The sequence below is a fragment of the Thermasporomyces composti genome, from assembly GCF_003386795.1.
GTDB lineage: Bacteria > Actinomycetota > Actinomycetes > Propionibacteriales > Actinopolymorphaceae > Thermasporomyces > Thermasporomyces composti.
In genome coordinates, this window is the sequence record NZ_QTUC01000001.1 from 954,319 (window position 1) to 970,602 (window position 16,284).

At 69.0% G+C, this 16,284-nt stretch carries 13 protein-coding genes; 6 read left to right on the forward strand and 7 right to left on the reverse strand.

All coding sequences use genetic code 11. The features are described from left to right. Nucleotides 1-59 precede the first annotated feature (59 nt). Nucleotides 60-2,867: a winged helix-turn-helix domain-containing protein gene (locus DFJ64_RS19825; protein WP_147304589.1), complete on the reverse strand. Its 2,808-nt coding sequence runs from the start codon at nt 2,865-2,867 to the stop codon at nt 60-62. Between the two features lie 650 nt (nt 2,868-3,517). Between DFJ64_RS19825 and DFJ64_RS04130 the strand changes: the two genes are divergently transcribed. The 3 genes from DFJ64_RS04130 (at nt 3,518) to DFJ64_RS04140 (ending at nt 8,857) form a co-directional block, all read left to right on the forward strand. Beyond that, nucleotides 3,518-4,462 carry a hypothetical protein gene (locus DFJ64_RS04130; protein WP_115849243.1) on the forward strand — a complete coding sequence of 315 codons (945 nt, stop codon included), beginning with the start codon at nt 3,518-3,520 and terminating at the stop codon, nt 4,460-4,462. Between the two features lie 408 nt (nt 4,463-4,870). Then, the gene (locus DFJ64_RS04135) at nt 4,871-8,653 is read left to right on the forward strand and encodes a multifunctional oxoglutarate decarboxylase/oxoglutarate dehydrogenase thiamine pyrophosphate-binding subunit/dihydrolipoyllysine-residue succinyltransferase subunit (RefSeq protein WP_115849244.1); all 3,783 of its coding nucleotides are present in this window, start codon (nt 4,871-4,873) and stop codon (nt 8,651-8,653) included. Nucleotides 8,654-8,677: 24 nt separating this feature from the next. After that, nucleotides 8,678-8,857: a DUF6104 family protein gene (locus tag DFJ64_RS04140; protein ID WP_115849245.1), complete on the forward strand. Its 180-nt coding sequence runs from the start codon at nt 8,678-8,680 to the stop codon at nt 8,855-8,857. A gap of 61 nt (nt 8,858-8,918) precedes the next feature. Here DFJ64_RS04140 and DFJ64_RS04145 read toward each other — a convergent pair whose 3' ends face one another. From DFJ64_RS04145 to DFJ64_RS04165, 5 genes are all read right to left on the reverse strand, one after another. Next, nucleotides 8,919-9,668, reverse strand: a complete 750-nt coding sequence (locus DFJ64_RS04145; protein ID WP_115849246.1) for a PKD domain-containing protein — start codon at nt 9,666-9,668, stop codon at nt 8,919-8,921. A 110-nt stretch (nt 9,669-9,778) separates the two neighbouring features. After that, on the reverse strand, nt 9,779-10,141 hold the full coding sequence (locus DFJ64_RS19170; RefSeq protein WP_147304590.1) for a hypothetical protein: 363 nt from the start codon (nt 10,139-10,141) through the stop codon (nt 9,779-9,781). A gap of 382 nt (nt 10,142-10,523) precedes the next feature. Further along, complete coding sequence (locus DFJ64_RS04155) at nt 10,524-11,492, reverse strand: zinc-binding dehydrogenase (protein WP_115849248.1); 969 nt, start codon at nt 11,490-11,492, stop codon at nt 10,524-10,526. Nucleotides 11,493-11,624: 132 nt separating this feature from the next. Next, on the reverse strand, nt 11,625-12,809 hold the full coding sequence (locus DFJ64_RS04160; RefSeq protein ID WP_211310720.1) for an NAD(P)-dependent malic enzyme: 1,185 nt from the start codon (nt 12,807-12,809) through the stop codon (nt 11,625-11,627). 270 nt (nt 12,810-13,079) lie between these two features. Then, on the reverse strand, nt 13,080-13,409 hold the full coding sequence (locus DFJ64_RS04165) for a S24/S26 family peptidase (protein WP_115849250.1): 330 nt from the start codon (nt 13,407-13,409) through the stop codon (nt 13,080-13,082). A 106-nt stretch (nt 13,410-13,515) separates the two neighbouring features. Between DFJ64_RS04165 and sodN the strand changes: the two genes are divergently transcribed. The 3 genes from sodN to DFJ64_RS04180 all read left to right on the forward strand — a co-directional run bounded on the left by sodN (nt 13,516) and on the right by DFJ64_RS04180 (nt 15,545). Further along, nucleotides 13,516-13,920, forward strand: a complete 405-nt coding sequence (gene sodN, locus DFJ64_RS04170; protein WP_115849251.1) for a superoxide dismutase, Ni — start codon at nt 13,516-13,518, stop codon at nt 13,918-13,920. Nucleotides 13,921-14,133: 213 nt separating this feature from the next. Continuing rightward, nucleotides 14,134-14,721, forward strand: a complete 588-nt coding sequence (locus tag DFJ64_RS20180; protein WP_211310484.1) for an ATP-binding protein — start codon at nt 14,134-14,136, stop codon at nt 14,719-14,721. Next, the gene (locus DFJ64_RS04180) at nt 14,718-15,545 is read left to right on the forward strand and encodes an RNA polymerase sigma factor SigF (protein ID WP_245940937.1); all 828 of its coding nucleotides are present in this window, start codon (nt 14,718-14,720) and stop codon (nt 15,543-15,545) included. Before DFJ64_RS20180 ends, DFJ64_RS04180 begins: the two co-directional genes overlap by 4 nt. 18 nt (nt 15,546-15,563) lie before the next feature. Here the strand turns inward: DFJ64_RS04180 and DFJ64_RS19350 are convergent, their stop codons facing one another. Beyond that, a complete protein-coding gene (locus DFJ64_RS19350; protein ID WP_170152489.1) occupies nt 15,564-15,950 on the reverse strand; it encodes a hypothetical protein in 387 nt (128 codons plus the stop codon). Nucleotides 15,951-16,284: the final 334 nt, after the last annotated feature.

Consider the following 16,284-nt stretch of genomic DNA (forward strand, 5'->3'; position numbering starts at 1 on the left):
AGAGGGTGGCCCTTCGTCGTGTTGTCCCCCGTGGTGTTGTCGCGCCCCTCCGACTGCTGCTACCGCAAGAGCTCCAGCTGCATGGCGCGCGCGATCGCCTCGCGGCGGGAGGTGACACCCAGCTTGCGGTAGAGCGTGCGTAGGTGTGACTTGACGGTGTTGACCGACAGACACAGGTCCTGCGCGATCTCCTCGTTCGTCAGATGCGAGGGCAAGTAGCGCAGGACAGCCCGTTCGCTCCGAGTGAGCTTGGTCCGCTGTTCCGGGGTCTTCCACGTCGCCGTCGGCTGGATGTCGAAGCGATGCAAGAGGGTGCCCCGGAAGCTCGCGTGCGGACCGTCCGGCGCGATCGCGACGGTCAGGAGGGCCCGGATGCCGCGGCCGGCGTCAAGGAAGACCCTGATGAGGCCGTCCGCCTCGGCCAGGGCGAGGGCACGTTCGAGATGGCTCGCCGCGGCCGCCTGGCTACCGAGCCGACGGTGCGCACACGCCGCGACCAGCAGACCGGCTACGGTGTCCAGCAACCGGGTCTGGAGGGCGGTGCCGGCCACGCAGGCGGAGACCGCCTCCAGCGCAGCGGCGGGCTCCCCGTCCGCGAGGTGCAACCGGCCGGCCAAGACAGCGTCGGCCGCCACGGTTGGGGCCGCGCGGGAGGAAAGGATCTCCCACGCCCGCGCCGTTCCCCCCTCGTGCAACGCGATCTCGGCCTCCAGCAGCGCGGCGGAGCGCTCGATGTGGTCGCGCAGCCGGCTGGGCGCGGCCGCGGCGGCCGCAAGCTCGGCCTTGGCGGCGGCCACGTCCCCTTGGTAGAAGCGCACACGCGCCCTGAGCAGACCGAGCGTCTCCTCCAGAGGTGGCGCGGCCGGGTCGGCGTGCTGATCGTCGTGAAGGTGCGCGACACGTCGAGCCCCGACGATGGCCCAGGCCTGATCGAGACGGTCCCGGGCCAGACAGATGTGCGCGCGGGCGAGATCCACGGCCGGGTCCGGCGTCTCGTGGGAGCTGCTGGCCGACAGGCTGGCCAGACCGCGCTCGGCCGCGGTGAGTCGCCCGTCCACCGCGTCGACGAAGACGTGCCACACTCTCGCGCGACGTGCCCACAGCGTGAACCCGGCGTCGACCAACCCCGGCAGGGCTTCGGCGAAGGCCTCTCGCGCGGCGAGCAGTCGGCCTCTCCAGAGCTCCGCCATCCCAAGCCAGTAGGTCAGCGTGCTCAGACGCGGCGCCTGGATCCCGCCGAGGCCACCGCGTCGAGCCTCCTCGCGGAGCTGGTAAGCGGCCCGGACGACGCCACCGTCGATCTGGCCACGCAGACAACACTGGTGCAGTCGGAGCTCCACGGTCGCGAGCCGTTCGGTGAGGAGCGAGGACCGGGCACCTGAGAACGTCGCACCACTCGCGTCGGCACCGGTCTCCTTCGCCTCGACGGCACGGAGGAAACCGTCGGCGCCGTCGGCGTCGTTGTCGCTCAGCCGAGCATGGGCGGAGACGAGGGCCAGGTTGGTGTCACTGCGTGCCGCCTCGGTCGGGATAGCGGAGAGCATGGCGATGAGCGAGGCACCCTCGCCATTGGCGATCACGCGGTACCCGTCCTGGGCGAGCAGTGACCCGGCGAGCGCCCAGTCGCCGGCCGCCTGAGCGTGGCGTTCTGCCTCCACCACGTGACCGTTGGCGGCGAACCAGCGCGCCGCGGACCGATGCAGCGAGGTGACCTCGTCGGGGTGATCTCTGCGGAGCCGGTGCAGGAGGAACTCCCGCAGGAGAGGACTGTACTGATACCAGGTCCGGTCCGGCCCAGCGTGGACGAGGGCGTTCTCGCGTTCGAGCGACTCGAGCGTCTGCCGCCCGTCGTCGTCTCCGGTGAGCGCGTCGGCCAAGTCTCCGTTGACCCGATCCACGACGCTGGTGCGGAGCAGGAAGCGTCGGACCTTGGCCGGCTGGGGGGCCAAGACCTCCTCGTCGAGGTACTCGGCGACCATCGGCTCGGCACCTGTGAACGACGCGAACTCGCGCCGCCACGGTGGCTGGGTCTGTCGCCACAGAGCGGCGAGCCGAAGCCCCGCCATCCAGCCCTCCGTCCGCTCGAGGACGGTCGCCACGTCCTCGGCGTCCAGCTCCACTCCCACCAGCCTGAAGAACTCCTGCGCCTCGGCTGTGGTGCAGGCCAGGTCCTTCGGCCCGATGTCGGCGAGATCCCCGGTCACGCGGAGCCGAGCCAACGACAACCGCGGGAGGCCGCGCCCGGAGAGCACCAGCCGCAGGGTCGCCGGCGCGTGGCGCGCCACGACGTCGAGGCCAGCGAGCACCCTGCTGTGTCCGATCCGGTGCGCTTCGTCGATCACGAGGACGACCGGTGTGGTGAACGCGGCCGCCGCGTCGAGCAACCGCGCGGGAAACCGTTCATCGTCGGTGTCAGCGTCGAGCAACCGATCGATCTGGTGGGACTCGGCGCCGCACGCTCGCCGCAGTGCCTTCACCACGCACGCCCAGAAGACCTTGGGCGTGTCGTCACCTGGGTCGAAGGACACCCATGCGGCGCGGCGCTCCGCCGACCAGCTGAGCCACGACGCCAGCAGCAATGTCTTGCCCGCGCCGGCCGACGCGTTGACCGCGGTGACGCGCCGCTCGCACGCCCGTTCCAGCGCCTGGAAGAGTCGCGGTCGCGGCAGGATCGGGACGGAGGGAGCCGGCACCGTGACCTTGGTGTCGGGGACGTCGGGGCCGAGCGAGGCGGCGTCGAGCTGAGCCGAGGCGAACGGGCTCCGGGCTCGCGGAACGAGGCGACCACTGGTCACCTCGTGTGCCCCCGACTCTCGGACCCCCGACTCTCGGACCCCCGACTCTCGGACCCCCGACTCTCGGACCATGGTCCTCCTCCCCACAGACGTCCTCGCCCGGTCGCGGTGACGTCTCGTCAGGCTTCTTCGACTATGCGCCGCCTCGGCATCGGCCGCCCGCGCTTCGCGGTTGTTCACCACGAAAGGCCTTTGCTGGTGAGGGATTCACCGCGGCGGCATAGTGGGCAACGGGGCTGATACCCGGGCACCGCCAAGCCGACGCGTGAGGAGACCGGCCGCGTGAACCCGCCGGCGAGGCCGCGGGGAACCGGGGGGATCGGACGCATCGGCCCGATATGGCTCGAAGCGGGCAAAGTGGGACCGGCCTCGACCGGTGCCGTCGCCGCCCGTGCCGACCATCGGACCACGGCACGCCCTCGCGGTCTCACCTCCCGGATGAGACGGAACCTGACAATCGGTGATCACACCGCTACGAGGAGTACGAAAATGGAGATCGCGCCACGTCCGTCGGCGCGCGCCCCTGGCCGCCCGGACCCTAACGGGACACCACGAATCGGGCGCTCGATCGCGTCTTGCGATGATCAGACGACCCATCGCGAGCTTCACGGCGAGGTGGAATAGTCCGGCTTGACACGGACGTCCTTGTGCTGGAGGCTCGCCGGGGTTAGTGGTGTACATCAGTGGTTCCGCGCACGACAGCGGAAGCAGGAGGCACGTCGATGCGGGACGTCCAGAAGGGCAGGAAGTCGTGGCTGGAGAGGCTCACCTCACCTCCTGAGTCCGACAGCGACGACAACCTCCAGAACGAGCCGCACCCCTTCGAACGCACCCTCGAGAATGGCCCCCACCTGCCCCCGAGGGACGCGAGGTTCCCCGAGGGCTACGAGGCCTTCGCACCCCCAGGGCTTCGGCCGCCGCCTTCTGAAGACCTCAAGAGCACACCACCGGAACGCGAGCGGGACCGCGAGCGCCCGCACGACCGACCCCACGACGTGCCGGGCCCTGGCTTCGACGCGGGGGCCGGCACGTTCGACGGCGGTCCGGGCAGCGGACCTCACCACGGCGGCTCGCCGCATGGCAACGGCGCGGGACCCTTCGAGCCGAAGTCCGACGACCGTCCGGCATCGCCGGCGTCGGGGCGGGACGCCTGGGACGCTCCGACCGTCACGACCCCGAGAGCCGAGGAGTCCAGCAACGGCGTCGACAGCACGGCCCTCTCCAGCTCCTCGTCCTCGAACGCGGCCACCTCGACCTCGTTGTCCTGGCAGCCGGAGCCGAGCGCCGACGATGCGGAGACGAACCGTTCCTCCAACGGCTCCCAGCCTGAGCTGCTGATCCAAGAGGAGGAGGAACCGTCCGGGCCGAGCGAGGCCGAGCAGCTCGAGGCCGCGCGGCGCCGTCACATCGAGGAGCTCCAGCACCGCTGGCTCGTCACACAGGCGCAGCTCCTGGACGACCCGCGCGACGCCGTACGCGAGGCCGGGCTGCTGATCGGTGACGCCATGCAGTTCGTGACGTCGACCTTCAGCGAGCACCGCGACCGCATCGAGCGGGAGTGGAAGAACAACGAGAACCTCAGCACCGACGAACTCCGGATGATCATGCGGCGCTACCGGAACCTCTTCCAGTACGTCCTGTCCGCGTCGCAGCTCCCAGATCTGTGACGTCTCCCGCCCGCATCGCGTCCTTTGTCGTCCTCCAGCCGGGCTCGTACCAGCCGGTACGGGCCCGGCTGCTTGACGTGCGCTCGACGCGAGCTCCCGGGCCGCACGTGCCCCTACCAGGCCACCAAGGCCCAAGCACCGTCACGACCACCTGACGTCGGTCGCGAGTGCGCGCTCGGTTACCCTTCGTCTAGGTTTGCTACCACCCGGTGTACGAATCTGAGCCGTGAAACCACCGCCTGGTTGTTCACCAGCCTCGCACGGCCTCGATGGAGGTCGTCCGAGGTGCCAACGCATACACAACCGCTACCTCCGTGACCAACGGAGTTGAACACGACGACTAGGCTTAGGTGGCGAAGCCAAAGACGGTCTAAGCGATCCTGCTGAGCGGAAGAGGCGATTTGCGCCGTGGCGTCCCAGTCCTCGCATAACGACCCGCTGTCCCAATTCGGGACCAACGAGTGGCTCGTCGACGAGATGTACCAGCGCTACCTGAAGGATCCTGGTTCCGTCGACGAGGCTTGGAAAGAGTTCTTCCGCCAGTACAAGCCCGAGACGAACGGCCAGCCAGCCGGCGGGAGTCCCGCGGGCCAGCCAACGGCCAGCGCCTCGACCGCTCCGCCGCCGACGAGCGAACCGGCACCCAGCACCGCGACCACACCCCGGTCGGCCGAGACCGCGCAGCGCGCGACCGGAGCACGAGCCGGCGCCACGGCCGGCACTCAACCGAGCCGAACCGCCCGACCGAGCCAGCGGACCAGCCAGCCCGCCAGCCCTGGGCGCGCTCCATCGCCCGCCACCGCCGCACCGGCGGCGGCTGATGAGCGAAAGGAGCCGAAGCGGGAAGAGCCGTCGATCGTTCCGCTCCGCGGCACACCGGCCCGCACCGCGGTCAACATGAACGAGAGCCTCACCGTGCCGACCGCTACCAGCGTGCGGCAGGTTCCGGTGAAGCTGCTCATCGACAACCGGATCGTCATCAACAACCACCTCGCCCGCTCGCGCGGCGGCAAGGTGAGCTTCACGCACATCATCGGCTACGCGATCGCCCGAGCGGCTCGGTCCATGCCGGAGATGACCGTCGGCTACACCGAGATCGACGGCAAGCCGGCCATGGTCCAGCCGCCTCACCTCAACCTCGGACTCGCCATCGACATCAAGAAGTCCGATGGCAGCCGGCAGCTGGTGGTCCCCAACATCAAGCGCGCCGACACCCTGAACTTCGCGGAGTTCTGGGCGGCGTACGAGGACATCGTCCAGCGTGCCCGCACCAACAAGCTCAAGGTGGAGGACTTCCAGGGCACCACGATCACACTCACCAACGTCGGGACCATCGGCACGACGCACTCGGTTCCGCGGCTGATGGCCGGGCAGAGCGCCATCATCGGCATCGGTGCCATGGAGTACCCGGCCGAGTACCAGGGCGCCTCCGAGGAGACCCTGACCCGCCTGGCGGTCAGCAAGGTGATGACCATCACCTCGACCTACGACCACCGGGTCATCCAGGGCGCGCAGTCTGGTGAGTTCCTCCGTCGGATCCACCAGCTCCTGCTCGGCGAGGACGGCTTCTACGACGACATCTTCACCGCGCTACGCGTTCCCTACGAGCCGGTTCGGTGGGCGGTCGACATCTCGACCAACCACGACGACGAGATCGGCAAGCAGGCTCGCGTTCAGGAGCTGATCCACGCCTACCGGGTCCGTGGTCACCTGATCGCCGACATCGACCCACTCGACTACAAGGTTCGGCGCCACGACGACCTCGACGTCGTCAACCACGGCCTGACCCTGTGGGACCTCGACCGGGAGTTCGCGACCGGCAACTTCGGTGGCGGGCAGAAGCGGTTCATGAAGCTCCGCCACATCCTCGGGGTGCTCCGCGACGCGTACTGCCGGACGGTCGGCATCGAGTACATGCACATCCAGGATCCGGCGGAACGCCGCTGGATCCAGGAGCGCGTGGAGCGACCCCAGGAGCGTCTGCCCCGTGAGGAGCAGCTGCGGATCCTGTCCAAGCTGAACCAGGCAGAAGCGTTCGAGACCTTCCTGCAGACCAAGTACGTCGGCCAGCGCCGGTTCAGCCTCGAAGGCGCCGAGTCGACCATCCCGCTGCTCGACGAGATCTGTGAGCAGGCGGCCAACGCCAAGCTCGACGAGGTGACCATCGGCATGGCCCACCGCGGCCGGCTGAACGTGCTCGCCAACATCGTCGGCAAGAGCCCGGCCCACATCTTCCGGGAGTTCGAGGGCAACATCGACCCGCGGACGATCCAGGGCTCGGGCGACGTCAAGTACCACCTGGGCGCGGAGGGCGTGTTCACCGCCGCGAACGGCGCCACCGTGAAGGTCTCGGTCGCGGCGAACCCCTCCCACCTGGAGGCGGTGAACCCGGTCCTCGAAGGGATCGCGCGAGCCAAGCAGGACATCCTGAACCGCGGCTTGGAGTTCCCCGTCCTGCCGGTGCTGGTGCACGGCGATGCCGCGTTCGCCGGCCAGGGCGTGGTCGCCGAGACGCTCAACCTGTCACAGCTGCGCGGCTACCGGACCGGTGGCACGATCCACGTGGTCATCAACAACCAGGTCGGCTTCACCACCGCTCCCACCTCGTCGAGGTCGTCGACGTACTGCACCGACGTGGCGCGGATGATCCAGGCTCCGATCTTCCACGTCAACGGCGACGACCCCGAGGCGTGCATCCGGGTGGCCCGGCTGGCGTTCGAGTACCGCCAGACGTTCCACAAGGACGTCGTCATCGACCTCATCTGCTACCGGCGGCGGGGCCACAACGAGACCGACGACCCGTCGTTCACCCAGCCGCTGATGTACGACCTCATCGAGCAGAAGAAGTCGGTCCGCAAGCTCTACACCGAGGCGCTCATCGGTCGAGGCGACATCACCGTCGAGGAGGCCGAGCGGGCGCTGCGGGACTACCAGGAGCGGCTGGAGCGGGTGTTCGCCGAGGTCCGCGCCGCGAAGGACACCCCGCCCGAGGACTACGTCACGGTCCCCGAGTACCCGGAGAAGCCGCCGGCCGAGCCCGAGACCGCCGTGCCCTTCGAGGTGCTCAAGAAGGTCGCGGACGCCTACGTCTCGGTGCCCGAGGGGTTCACCGTCCACCCGAAGGTGCTGCCACAGCTGCAGCGTCGCGCGGCGGCGATCACCGACGGCCCGATCGACTGGGGTTCGGCGGAGATCGTCGCCTTCGGCTCGCTGCTGCTCGCCGGGCGTCCGGTGCGTCTGGCCGGCCAGGACTCCCGCCGGGGCACGTTCGTCTCGCGGTTCGCCACGATCATCGACCGCAAGACCGGCGAGGAGTGGACCCCGCTGCAGCACCTGGACGAGAACCAGGCTCCCTTCTACGTCTACGACTCGATGCTCAGCGAGTTCGCGGCCATGGGCTTCGAGTACGGCTACTCGGTGGCACGGCCTGAGGCACTGGTCGCCTGGGAGGCGCAGTTCGGCGACTTCGCCAACGGCGCGCAGACGATCATCGACGAGTTCATCTCGTCCGGTGCGAGCAAGTGGGGTCAGCAGTCCGGCGTGGTCCTGCTCCTCCCCCACGGCTACGAGGGACAGGGGCCCGACCACTCCTCGGCCCGCATCGAGCGCTACCTCCAGCTGTGCGCCGAGGACTCGATGACCGTCACCCAGCCGTCGCTGCCGTCGAACTACTTCCACCTGCTGCGCTGGCACACCCTCGGGCCGGTGCACCGTCCGCTCATCGTCTTCACCCCGAAGTCGATGCTCCGGAACAAGGCGGCCACGAGCGCGCCGTCTGAGTTCACCTCAGGCTCGTTCCGGACAGTGATCGGCGACGACACCGTCGACCCCGCGCACGTGCGGCGCGTCATCCTCTGCTCCGGCAAGGTGGCGTGGGAGCTGCTCGCCGAGCGCCGGCGCCGCGAAGGCGAGCCGCCTCGTACGGCGATCGTTCGGGTGGAGCAGCTGTACCCGCTGCCGGTCGAGGCGATCCAGGCCGAGCTCGCGAAGTACCCGAACGCCGAGCTGCTCTGGGTGCAGGAGGAGCCTGCCAACCAGGGCGCGTGGCCGTTCATGGCGCTCAACCTCGTGCCTGAGCTGGACCGCAAGGTGCGCCTGGTCTCGCGGCCTGCCTCCGCCGCTCCGGCGGTGGGCTCGGCGGCGGTGCACCGCGAGGAGCAGGCAACCCTGCTCGCCCAGGCGTTCAGCTGACCGACAGAACCGTCGAGGGTCGTTGTGTACTTCACGGACCGCGGTATCGAGGAGTTGACGGAACGGCGCGGCGAGGAGGAGGTCACGCTCGCCTGGCTCGCCGAGCGCCTGAGGGACTTCGTCGACCTCCATCCAGAGTTCGAGGCGGCGGTCGACCGGCTGGCGACCTGGCTCGCTCGACTCGACGACGAGGACGACCAGTAGGGGTGACGGGCACTCGTCGCCCCTCGCCTCACGGCCGGATCGAGCGATCTGCGCGAGCGCGCTAACGGCTCAGAACCGGCGCTGCCTCGACCGCCGTGACCTCGAGGAGCGCCGGGCCCTGGGTGGCTGGGTCGTCGATGTCGTACGGGCCGAAGCTCCCGACGGTGAACCGCCCCCACCAGCGGGTGGTCAGGGAGACCGTGCGCGTTCCTGGCGTCTCGTACACGTGGGAGACCACGGGGTTCGCGTCGTCGTACCTGCTACCGGGCACGTGGAACGTTCTGGTGACACCGGGCTCGAACGTCCATTCCCACTCGCCCTGCGCCGCGACCGTCACCTCGAAACCAAAGACAGGCACCGTGGTAGGCGGCATCCGCGCGGGTTGACCGGAGTGGAAGTAGGCCGGCAGGTGCACCAGCGTTCGGCCGTCGGCCGGCTGAACGGACACCCGCTGCTTGGGCACCCACACCTGCCACCGCCGCCTCACCTCGTCGCCGACGTCGGCGGTGGTGACGACATCGTCTTCGTCGGCGATGCAGAAGGCACCTCGCAACGTCCATCCAGTGCCAGGCCGGCGCAGGAACACGTCGTAGAGCGTGCGTAGGTCGCCTTCCTCCGTCCGCCCACAACGCGCTACCTCGCTGCACGTCACTTCCCCGCCGAGCTCACACGCCGGAGCGATGCGCCACTCACACCCCGGGCACGACGACCCAGCCCCTGAGTCCACGACGCTGCCGTCCTTGGTGAACAAGGCCGCCTGGCCGAAGAACCGATCCTGCCCTCCCTGAGGCGGCTCCGGCAGCGGTGGCACAGGATCGTCCTTACAACGCGGACAGCCGCGAACGTCTGCGTGCGCTTCACCTGCGGTCGTGATCGAGACGCCAAGACATGCGGCGGCAACGACGAAGGTCCACAGCGCAGTTACGAGCCGAAGCGCTGCGAGGCGACGAGCCACCTGTCTCCTTCCCTGACGAAGGTGATTCTTCCTTCAGCGCCACCGGCGGGATACTCCTCGACGGTCCGCCCTTCGCGGTCGACTTCCTTGCCAGCAGGCGCGTCGAGCCGGAATGTCACCACCTCGGTCGCATTCGAGGCGTCTTGCAGCCATGCGAACTCACTGACCGTGAACTTCGGGGGAGGAACGAGGCGATGCCCTTTCCTCTTCAGCTCCCGGATCTCCTCGATGTACCCGCCTCCGGCTCCGCTGTTCGGGAGCACCACAGCTTCGATCAGAGACGGATCCATCTCCTCATAGGCACGAGTGACCGCCTCGTAGAAGTTCACCGTGGCGGCGTACAGCTCTTGCTCCAGGGAGCTGGTCGGTGTGGCTGTCGTCGTGGACGGGGTCGGTGACGCTGTTGGCTGCGTGGCCGGCGACACCGTGGGCCGTGGCGAGGACTCCGCGTGGTCACGCTCCAGCGGCGCAGGCTCCGACGTCCCACCGCATCCGGCTCCCCACACGACAAGCAACGCCGCCAACCCCGCGACCGCGGCCCGACCGGACCGACGGCGCACTCCAGACGAACCAGTCATAGTGCGCGCCAGAGTACCCAAGCGATCACCGCATGCGAGGCGCTATCCACACCAAGCCCTCACCGGCCCCACAGGTCCCGGGTGCGGAGACCATGCCCGGCCTGTTCGTCCGGACAGCCGAAAAGCCGGCAGATCACACGGTCGCGACGATCTTGCCGAAGACCTTGCCCGCCGCCAGCGCGGCAAGGCCCTTTCCGATCTCGGTCAGCGGAAGCACGTCGTCGATGACCGGTCGGAGGCCGGCGCGCTCGCACAACGACAGCAGGCCGACCAGCTCGTCACGCGTCCCCATCGTCGAGCCGACGACCCGAAGTTGAAGGAAGAACACGCGGTTCAACTCCGCGGGCGGGTTCGCACCGCTCGTGGCGCCGGAGACCACGAGAGTGCCGCCTGGACGCAGCGCCCGCAGCGAGTGCCCCCACGTGGCCGCCCCGACGGTCTCCATCACCGCGTCGACCCGTTCCGGCAGCCGCGTGCCGGGCTCGAACGCCGCGTCGGCACCGAGCTCCTCCACCGCGCGCTTGCGCTTCGCGGCGCTCCGGCTCGTCACCCACACCCGGTGTCCGGTCGCCTTCGCCAACACGACCAAAGCCGTCGAGACGCCGCCGCCCGCGCCCTGGACGAGGACCGTGTCTCCGGGCCGCAGCCCGGACTGGGTGAACAGCATGCGGTACGCCGTCAGCCACGAGGTCGGCATGCAGGCCGCCTCCTCAAAGCTGAGGGACGCGGGCTTGGGCACCAGGTTCCTGCGCGGAACCACGACCCGTTCGGCGAACGTGCCCTGGTAGCGCTCCGACAGCAGCGAACGGCGCGGGTCGAGTGTCTCGTCACCCCGCCACTCCGGGTCGCTGATGACCGAGTGCACCACGACCTCGTTACCGTCCTCGTCGATGCCCGCGGCGTCGCAGCCGAGAATCATCGGCAACTGCGACGCGCTCAGACCGACGCCGCGTAACGACCACAGGTCGTGGTGGTTGAGGGAGACGGCCCGGACGGTGACCGTGGTCCAGCCACTCGGACACTCCGGCTCCGGACGCTCGCCGACTTCCAGCCCTCTCACGGGGTCATCGGGATCGATACGCGCGGCATAGGCGGCAAGCACACCACGACACTACCCAGGACCAAGGAGTCGTGGGCGGGCATCGGCACAAGCGTCTCCGCGGCCGTGCCTCGTGCACACGAGCGTCGTTCAGGCACGACATCAGCCCACCCGCGTGGGCCACCCGAGTGGCGCCTACCGCGGTGTGAGTCCCTCGCGGCGAGCGGTGTCCGCCACCGCGGACGACACCGCCGGCACCACCCGCGGGTCGAACGGTGAGGGAATCACCCGCTCCGGCGCCAGGTCCGATCCCACGATCTCGGCGAGCGCCGCTGCCGCCGCGAGCTTCATGCCTTCGCTGATCCGCCGCGCCCGAACGCTCAGTGCACCGTGGAACACGCCTGGGAAGGCGAGCACGTTGTTGATCTGGTTCGGGTAGTCCGACCGCCCGGTCGCCACCACCGCCGCGTAGCGAGCGGCCACCTCGGGAGGGACCTCCGGGGTGGGATTGGCGAGCGCGAACAGGATGGGGTCGTCAGCCATGCTCGCCACCGCCTCCTCGGGCACCTGGCCGCCCGAGACCCCGATGAACACGTCCGCGCCGCGAAGCACGTCCACCAGACGCCCTGTACGCCCACGAGGGTTGGTCGACTCGGCGAGCGCACGCTTGACCGGGTTCAGGTCCGACCGGTCGACGTGCAGCGCGCCGCCGCGGTCCGTCACGACGATGTCCTCGTATCCGGAGGCGAGCAGGATGTTCGCCACGGCGACACCGGCGGCGCCCGCGCCCGAGATCACCACCTTCGTGTCGATGGGCTTGCGACCGGTCAGCTCGAGCGCGTTGGTGAGCGCCGCCAGCACGACGATCGCCGTCCCGTGTTGATCGTCGTGGAAGACCGGGATGTCGAGAAGGTCGCGAAGCCGACGCTCGATCTCGAAGCATCGAGGCGCCGCGATGTCCTCGAGGTTGATGCCGCCGAACGCCGGCGCCAGCCGCACGACGGTCTCCACGATCTCGCTCACGTCCGTGCAAGCCAAGCAGATCGGAACGGCGTCGACGCCCGCGAACTTCTTGAACAGCAGGGCCTTGCCCTCCATGACCGGCAGGGCAGCTTCGGGTCCGATGTCACCGAGCCCTAGGACCGCCGTGCCATCCGTGACGACCGCGACCGTCCTGGACTTCCAGGTGTACTCATGCACGAGCTCGGGCCGCTCGGCGATGGCGGAACACACCTCGGCGACGCCGGGAGTGTAGGCGAGGGCCAGGTCGGAGCTCCCGCGAACGGGCACGGCCGGGGACACCTCCAGCTTGCCTCCGCGGTGGAAGGTGAACGCGGGGTGCTCCTCGTCGCGTGTGGCCGAGGACGACGTCGAGGACATCGGAACGAAACGATCGGACATGCGGGGACCCAAAGAGGTGACGAGACGGTGGCGTCCAGGCGGGTGCCCGGTCACAGCACCGCGGACGGAACGGATGGAGAACAACCTCGACGACCAGGTCCAGGGTCGACGTGGCTCGACGGGGGTCACCCGTGTGAACAAGAGTGTGTCATATCACGGCCACGCTGCGTGGCAGACGGCGGGAAAGAGCGACGGGAGCGCGCCTTCCGGGCGAGCGCCACGGACCGGCGCCGGCCGCCACCTGAGGGCTCAGCGTCGCCCCCGCGCCCGCTTCACACATCGAGCCACGAGGGTGAGGAGACGTAACCGGGCGACCACGACTCCGACCAGGTCGCCGTCGGGCACCGCACCCACGGTCCACGAGTCGATGCCCTCGCGCGGGTTGTCACGCTCGACCCACCAGCCCTCCGGCTCCCGGCGCAGGAGACGCTTGACCGACAGCGGCCGGCCAGGCAGCCGGACGAGCACGAGGTCGCCGGGACGGGCCTGGTTGGTGTAGCGCACGAGGACTCGATCTCCGTCACGCAAGGTGGGGAGCATCGATCGACCGCGCACGATGGCCAGCCCGTATCGCGGCATGGTCCCTCCGACGTCTGGTGGGAATCCGGTAGTAGTGTCGCAAGAGGCCCATCCATGAGCTGACGGTGCACGTCACTCGGACCCGGTTCAGGAGGTAAGGACGAGGATGCTCTCGCGTCTGTTCGCGCCGACGGTGGAAGTCTCGGCGCACTGCGACCTGCCCTGCGGCGTCTACGACCCGGCGCAGGCTCGAATCGAAGCCCAGTCGATCAAGGCGATCATCGAGAAGTACCACGCGAGCGACGACGCCGACTTCCGGACACGGGCGCTGATCATCAAGGAGCAGCGCTCCGAGCTGGTGAAGCACCACCTGTGGGTGCTGTGGACGGACTACTTCAAGCCCCAGCACTTCGAGCAGTACCCGCAGCTGCACCAGCTGTTCAACGAGGCGACCAAGCTCGCCGGCGCCGCTGGCACCAAGGGCTCGAACGACGTCGCCGTCGCCGACCAGCTCCTGGCGAAGATCGACGAGATCGCCGAGATCTTCTGGGCCACCAAGAAGGCGTCGTAGGTCGCGAAGCGACAGGACTTCCGCGGGAGGCGGACCGTGCCGGCCACCCTCGCCGGCACGGTCCGCTTTCGTCTTGATCAGACACTTTTCGCGACGCTACGTTGTCATCCCCATACTCCGCGTCCACGATCGGCCGACGCGCGATAGTCTCCGGGCATACGGTGAGGCTGACTCGCCAACCAAGCGGTCCACACCCACGGCGGAGGAGCATCCGTGACCGACGTTCCCGGCAGTGCGCCCACGGCAGGCGGAGACCAGGAGGTGGACGTCGTCGAGCTCGGCGTACCAGCCCGGACCGCCTACGTCTCCGTGCTTCGGACGACCGCAGCGGCGCTGGCGGCGCGGCGCGACTTCACCCTCGACGAGATCGAGGACCTCCGGATCGCGGTCGACGAGGCCAGCGCCCTCCTGCTCAGCCAGGCGATCCCCGACTCGCAGCTGACCTGTCGTTTCGAGCTGGCTGGCGACGAGCTCACCGTCTCGGTCTCGGTGCGGTCGCGCAACCCGCGCGTGCCGAGCCGGAACTCGTTCGCGTGGACCGTGCTCACCGCTCTCGCCGGGAAGGTGGAGACCTCCGTCGACCCAGACGAGCAGCGGGCGACGGTGACCCTCACCAAGCGAGGCGAAGCCGTCCGCCGACCACGCCACGACACCTCGTCCGCCGAGGTGCGCAAGCTCGACGAGGCCCGTCAGGCGCGGAGCCGGCGGGCATCGGACCGGGCCGGAGCGCCGCGTGACAGCGCACGCGGGTCCGGCACGACGCAGCTGCCATCCCACGAAACGGGTGCGGTGGAACAGTGATCGACCAACAGCCGGCGACGCATGGCCTGGGCTCGGCAGGAGACGACCTGCCGCCTCTGGACGGTGTGGTCGACACCCGGGCCGTGACCCGCGAACTGTTCGAGCGGCTCAACGCACTCCCGCCCGACAGCCCGCATCGCGCGAAGATCCGTGATCGGCTCGTCGAGATGCACCTTCCACTGGTCGAGCATCTGGCGCGGCGCTTCCGTAATCGGGGTGAGCCGCTGGACGACCTGGTCCAGGTCGGCACGATCGGACTGATCAAGAGCGTCGACCGGTTCGACGCCAGCCGAGGTGTGGAGTTCTCGACGTACGCGACACCCACGATCGTGGGCGAGCTGAAACGCCATTTCCGCGACCGAGGGTGGGCCATCCGTGTTCCTCGCCGTCTGCAGGAGCTGCGCCTCTCGCTGGCCACGGTCACCGGCGACCTCACGCAGGAACTCGGGCGAGCGCCGACGATCGGCGAGCTGTCCGGCAAGCTCGGCGTCAAGGAAGAGGAAGTGCTGGAAGGGCTGGAGTCCGCCAACGCCTACAGCACCCTCTCACTTGACGCGCCCGACCAAGGACAAGACGACGCTCCCGCGGTCGTCGACTCGCTCGGGACCGAGGACGAGGCCCTCGAGGGCGTGGAGTACCGCGAGGCGCTGCGACCACTGCTGAGCCAGCTTCCCGACCGAGAAAAGCGCATCCTGCTGTTGCGCTTCTTCCGCGGCATGACCCAGTCCCAGATCGCCGCGGAAGTGGGCATCTCTCAGATGCATGTGTCGAGGCTGCTGTCGCGCACTCTCGCCCAGCTCCGGGAACGCCTGCTGCAGGACTAGCGGGCTGTCACGCGACGATCACACGCGGAACCTCTCGGTCGACCGTGGCGCGAGGATCAGCGCCAGTGCCACGACCGCGCAGACCAGCATCGCCGCGCCGACCGGCCACGTGCCGCCGGACACCAGCTCGTATCCGAGCGGCAATCCGAGCAGCTGGAGCGCGACGGTGAGCCCTCGACTCCACCGCCGAACACGGGTCAGGCCATAGGCGAGGACGCCCAAGCCGACGCCCACGGCGAGGACGAAGATCCCGCTCGAGACAGCGATGCCGAGTCCGCGCGGACGCTCCAGCAGCGTGGCGACGATCAACCAGGCACCGACGTAGATCGCTCCCACGGCCTCGATCGCGACCACGACCGCCGCTGCCCGCAATGTCCACGGAAGCCCGGATCGCGCCGTCCCCACACGGTCCGCTCCGGTAGTCGACGACGTGTCCGATCTCTCCGGGCGGCGATCCGCGGTGCGACGCTTCGCCATGGGGCGAAGAGTATCGGGCGGTCGCCGGTCGGTAGCCGCCCGCTACCACCCCCTCGACGGTTACGCCTATACTGAACGACTCGTTGTGCCGGTGTTGTCCGACAGCGCAGCCGTCACCTTCTGTGAGGCTTCGGTCCGCTCTGTGATGCACATGACACCGATTTTTCTGTGGTTCACCACGGAAAGGGTCTTGTGTATCTGTGACAGAGTTGAAACCATCGAGCCTGCAGAGAGGCGCGGCGCCGTACGGTGCCGAGCGCCG

Bases quoted from the DNA above. Each gene is read 5' to 3' on its own strand.
- DFJ64_RS19825 (WP_147304589.1), bottom strand. From the start codon at position 2,867: ATGGTCCGAGAGTCGGGGGTCCGAGAGTCGGGGGTCCGAGAGTCGGGG.
- DFJ64_RS04130 (WP_115849243.1), top strand. From the start codon at position 3,518: ATGCGGGACGTCCAGAAGGGCAGGAAGTCGTGGCTGGAGAGGCTCACC.
- DFJ64_RS04160 (WP_211310720.1), bottom strand. From the start codon at position 12,809: ATGTCCTCGACGTCGTCCTCGGCCACACGCGACGAGGAGCACCCCGCG.
- DFJ64_RS04165 (WP_115849250.1), bottom strand. From the start codon at position 13,409: ATGCCGCGATACGGGCTGGCCATCGTGCGCGGTCGATCGATGCTCCCC.
- sodN (WP_115849251.1), top strand. From the start codon at position 13,516: ATGCTCTCGCGTCTGTTCGCGCCGACGGTGGAAGTCTCGGCGCACTGC.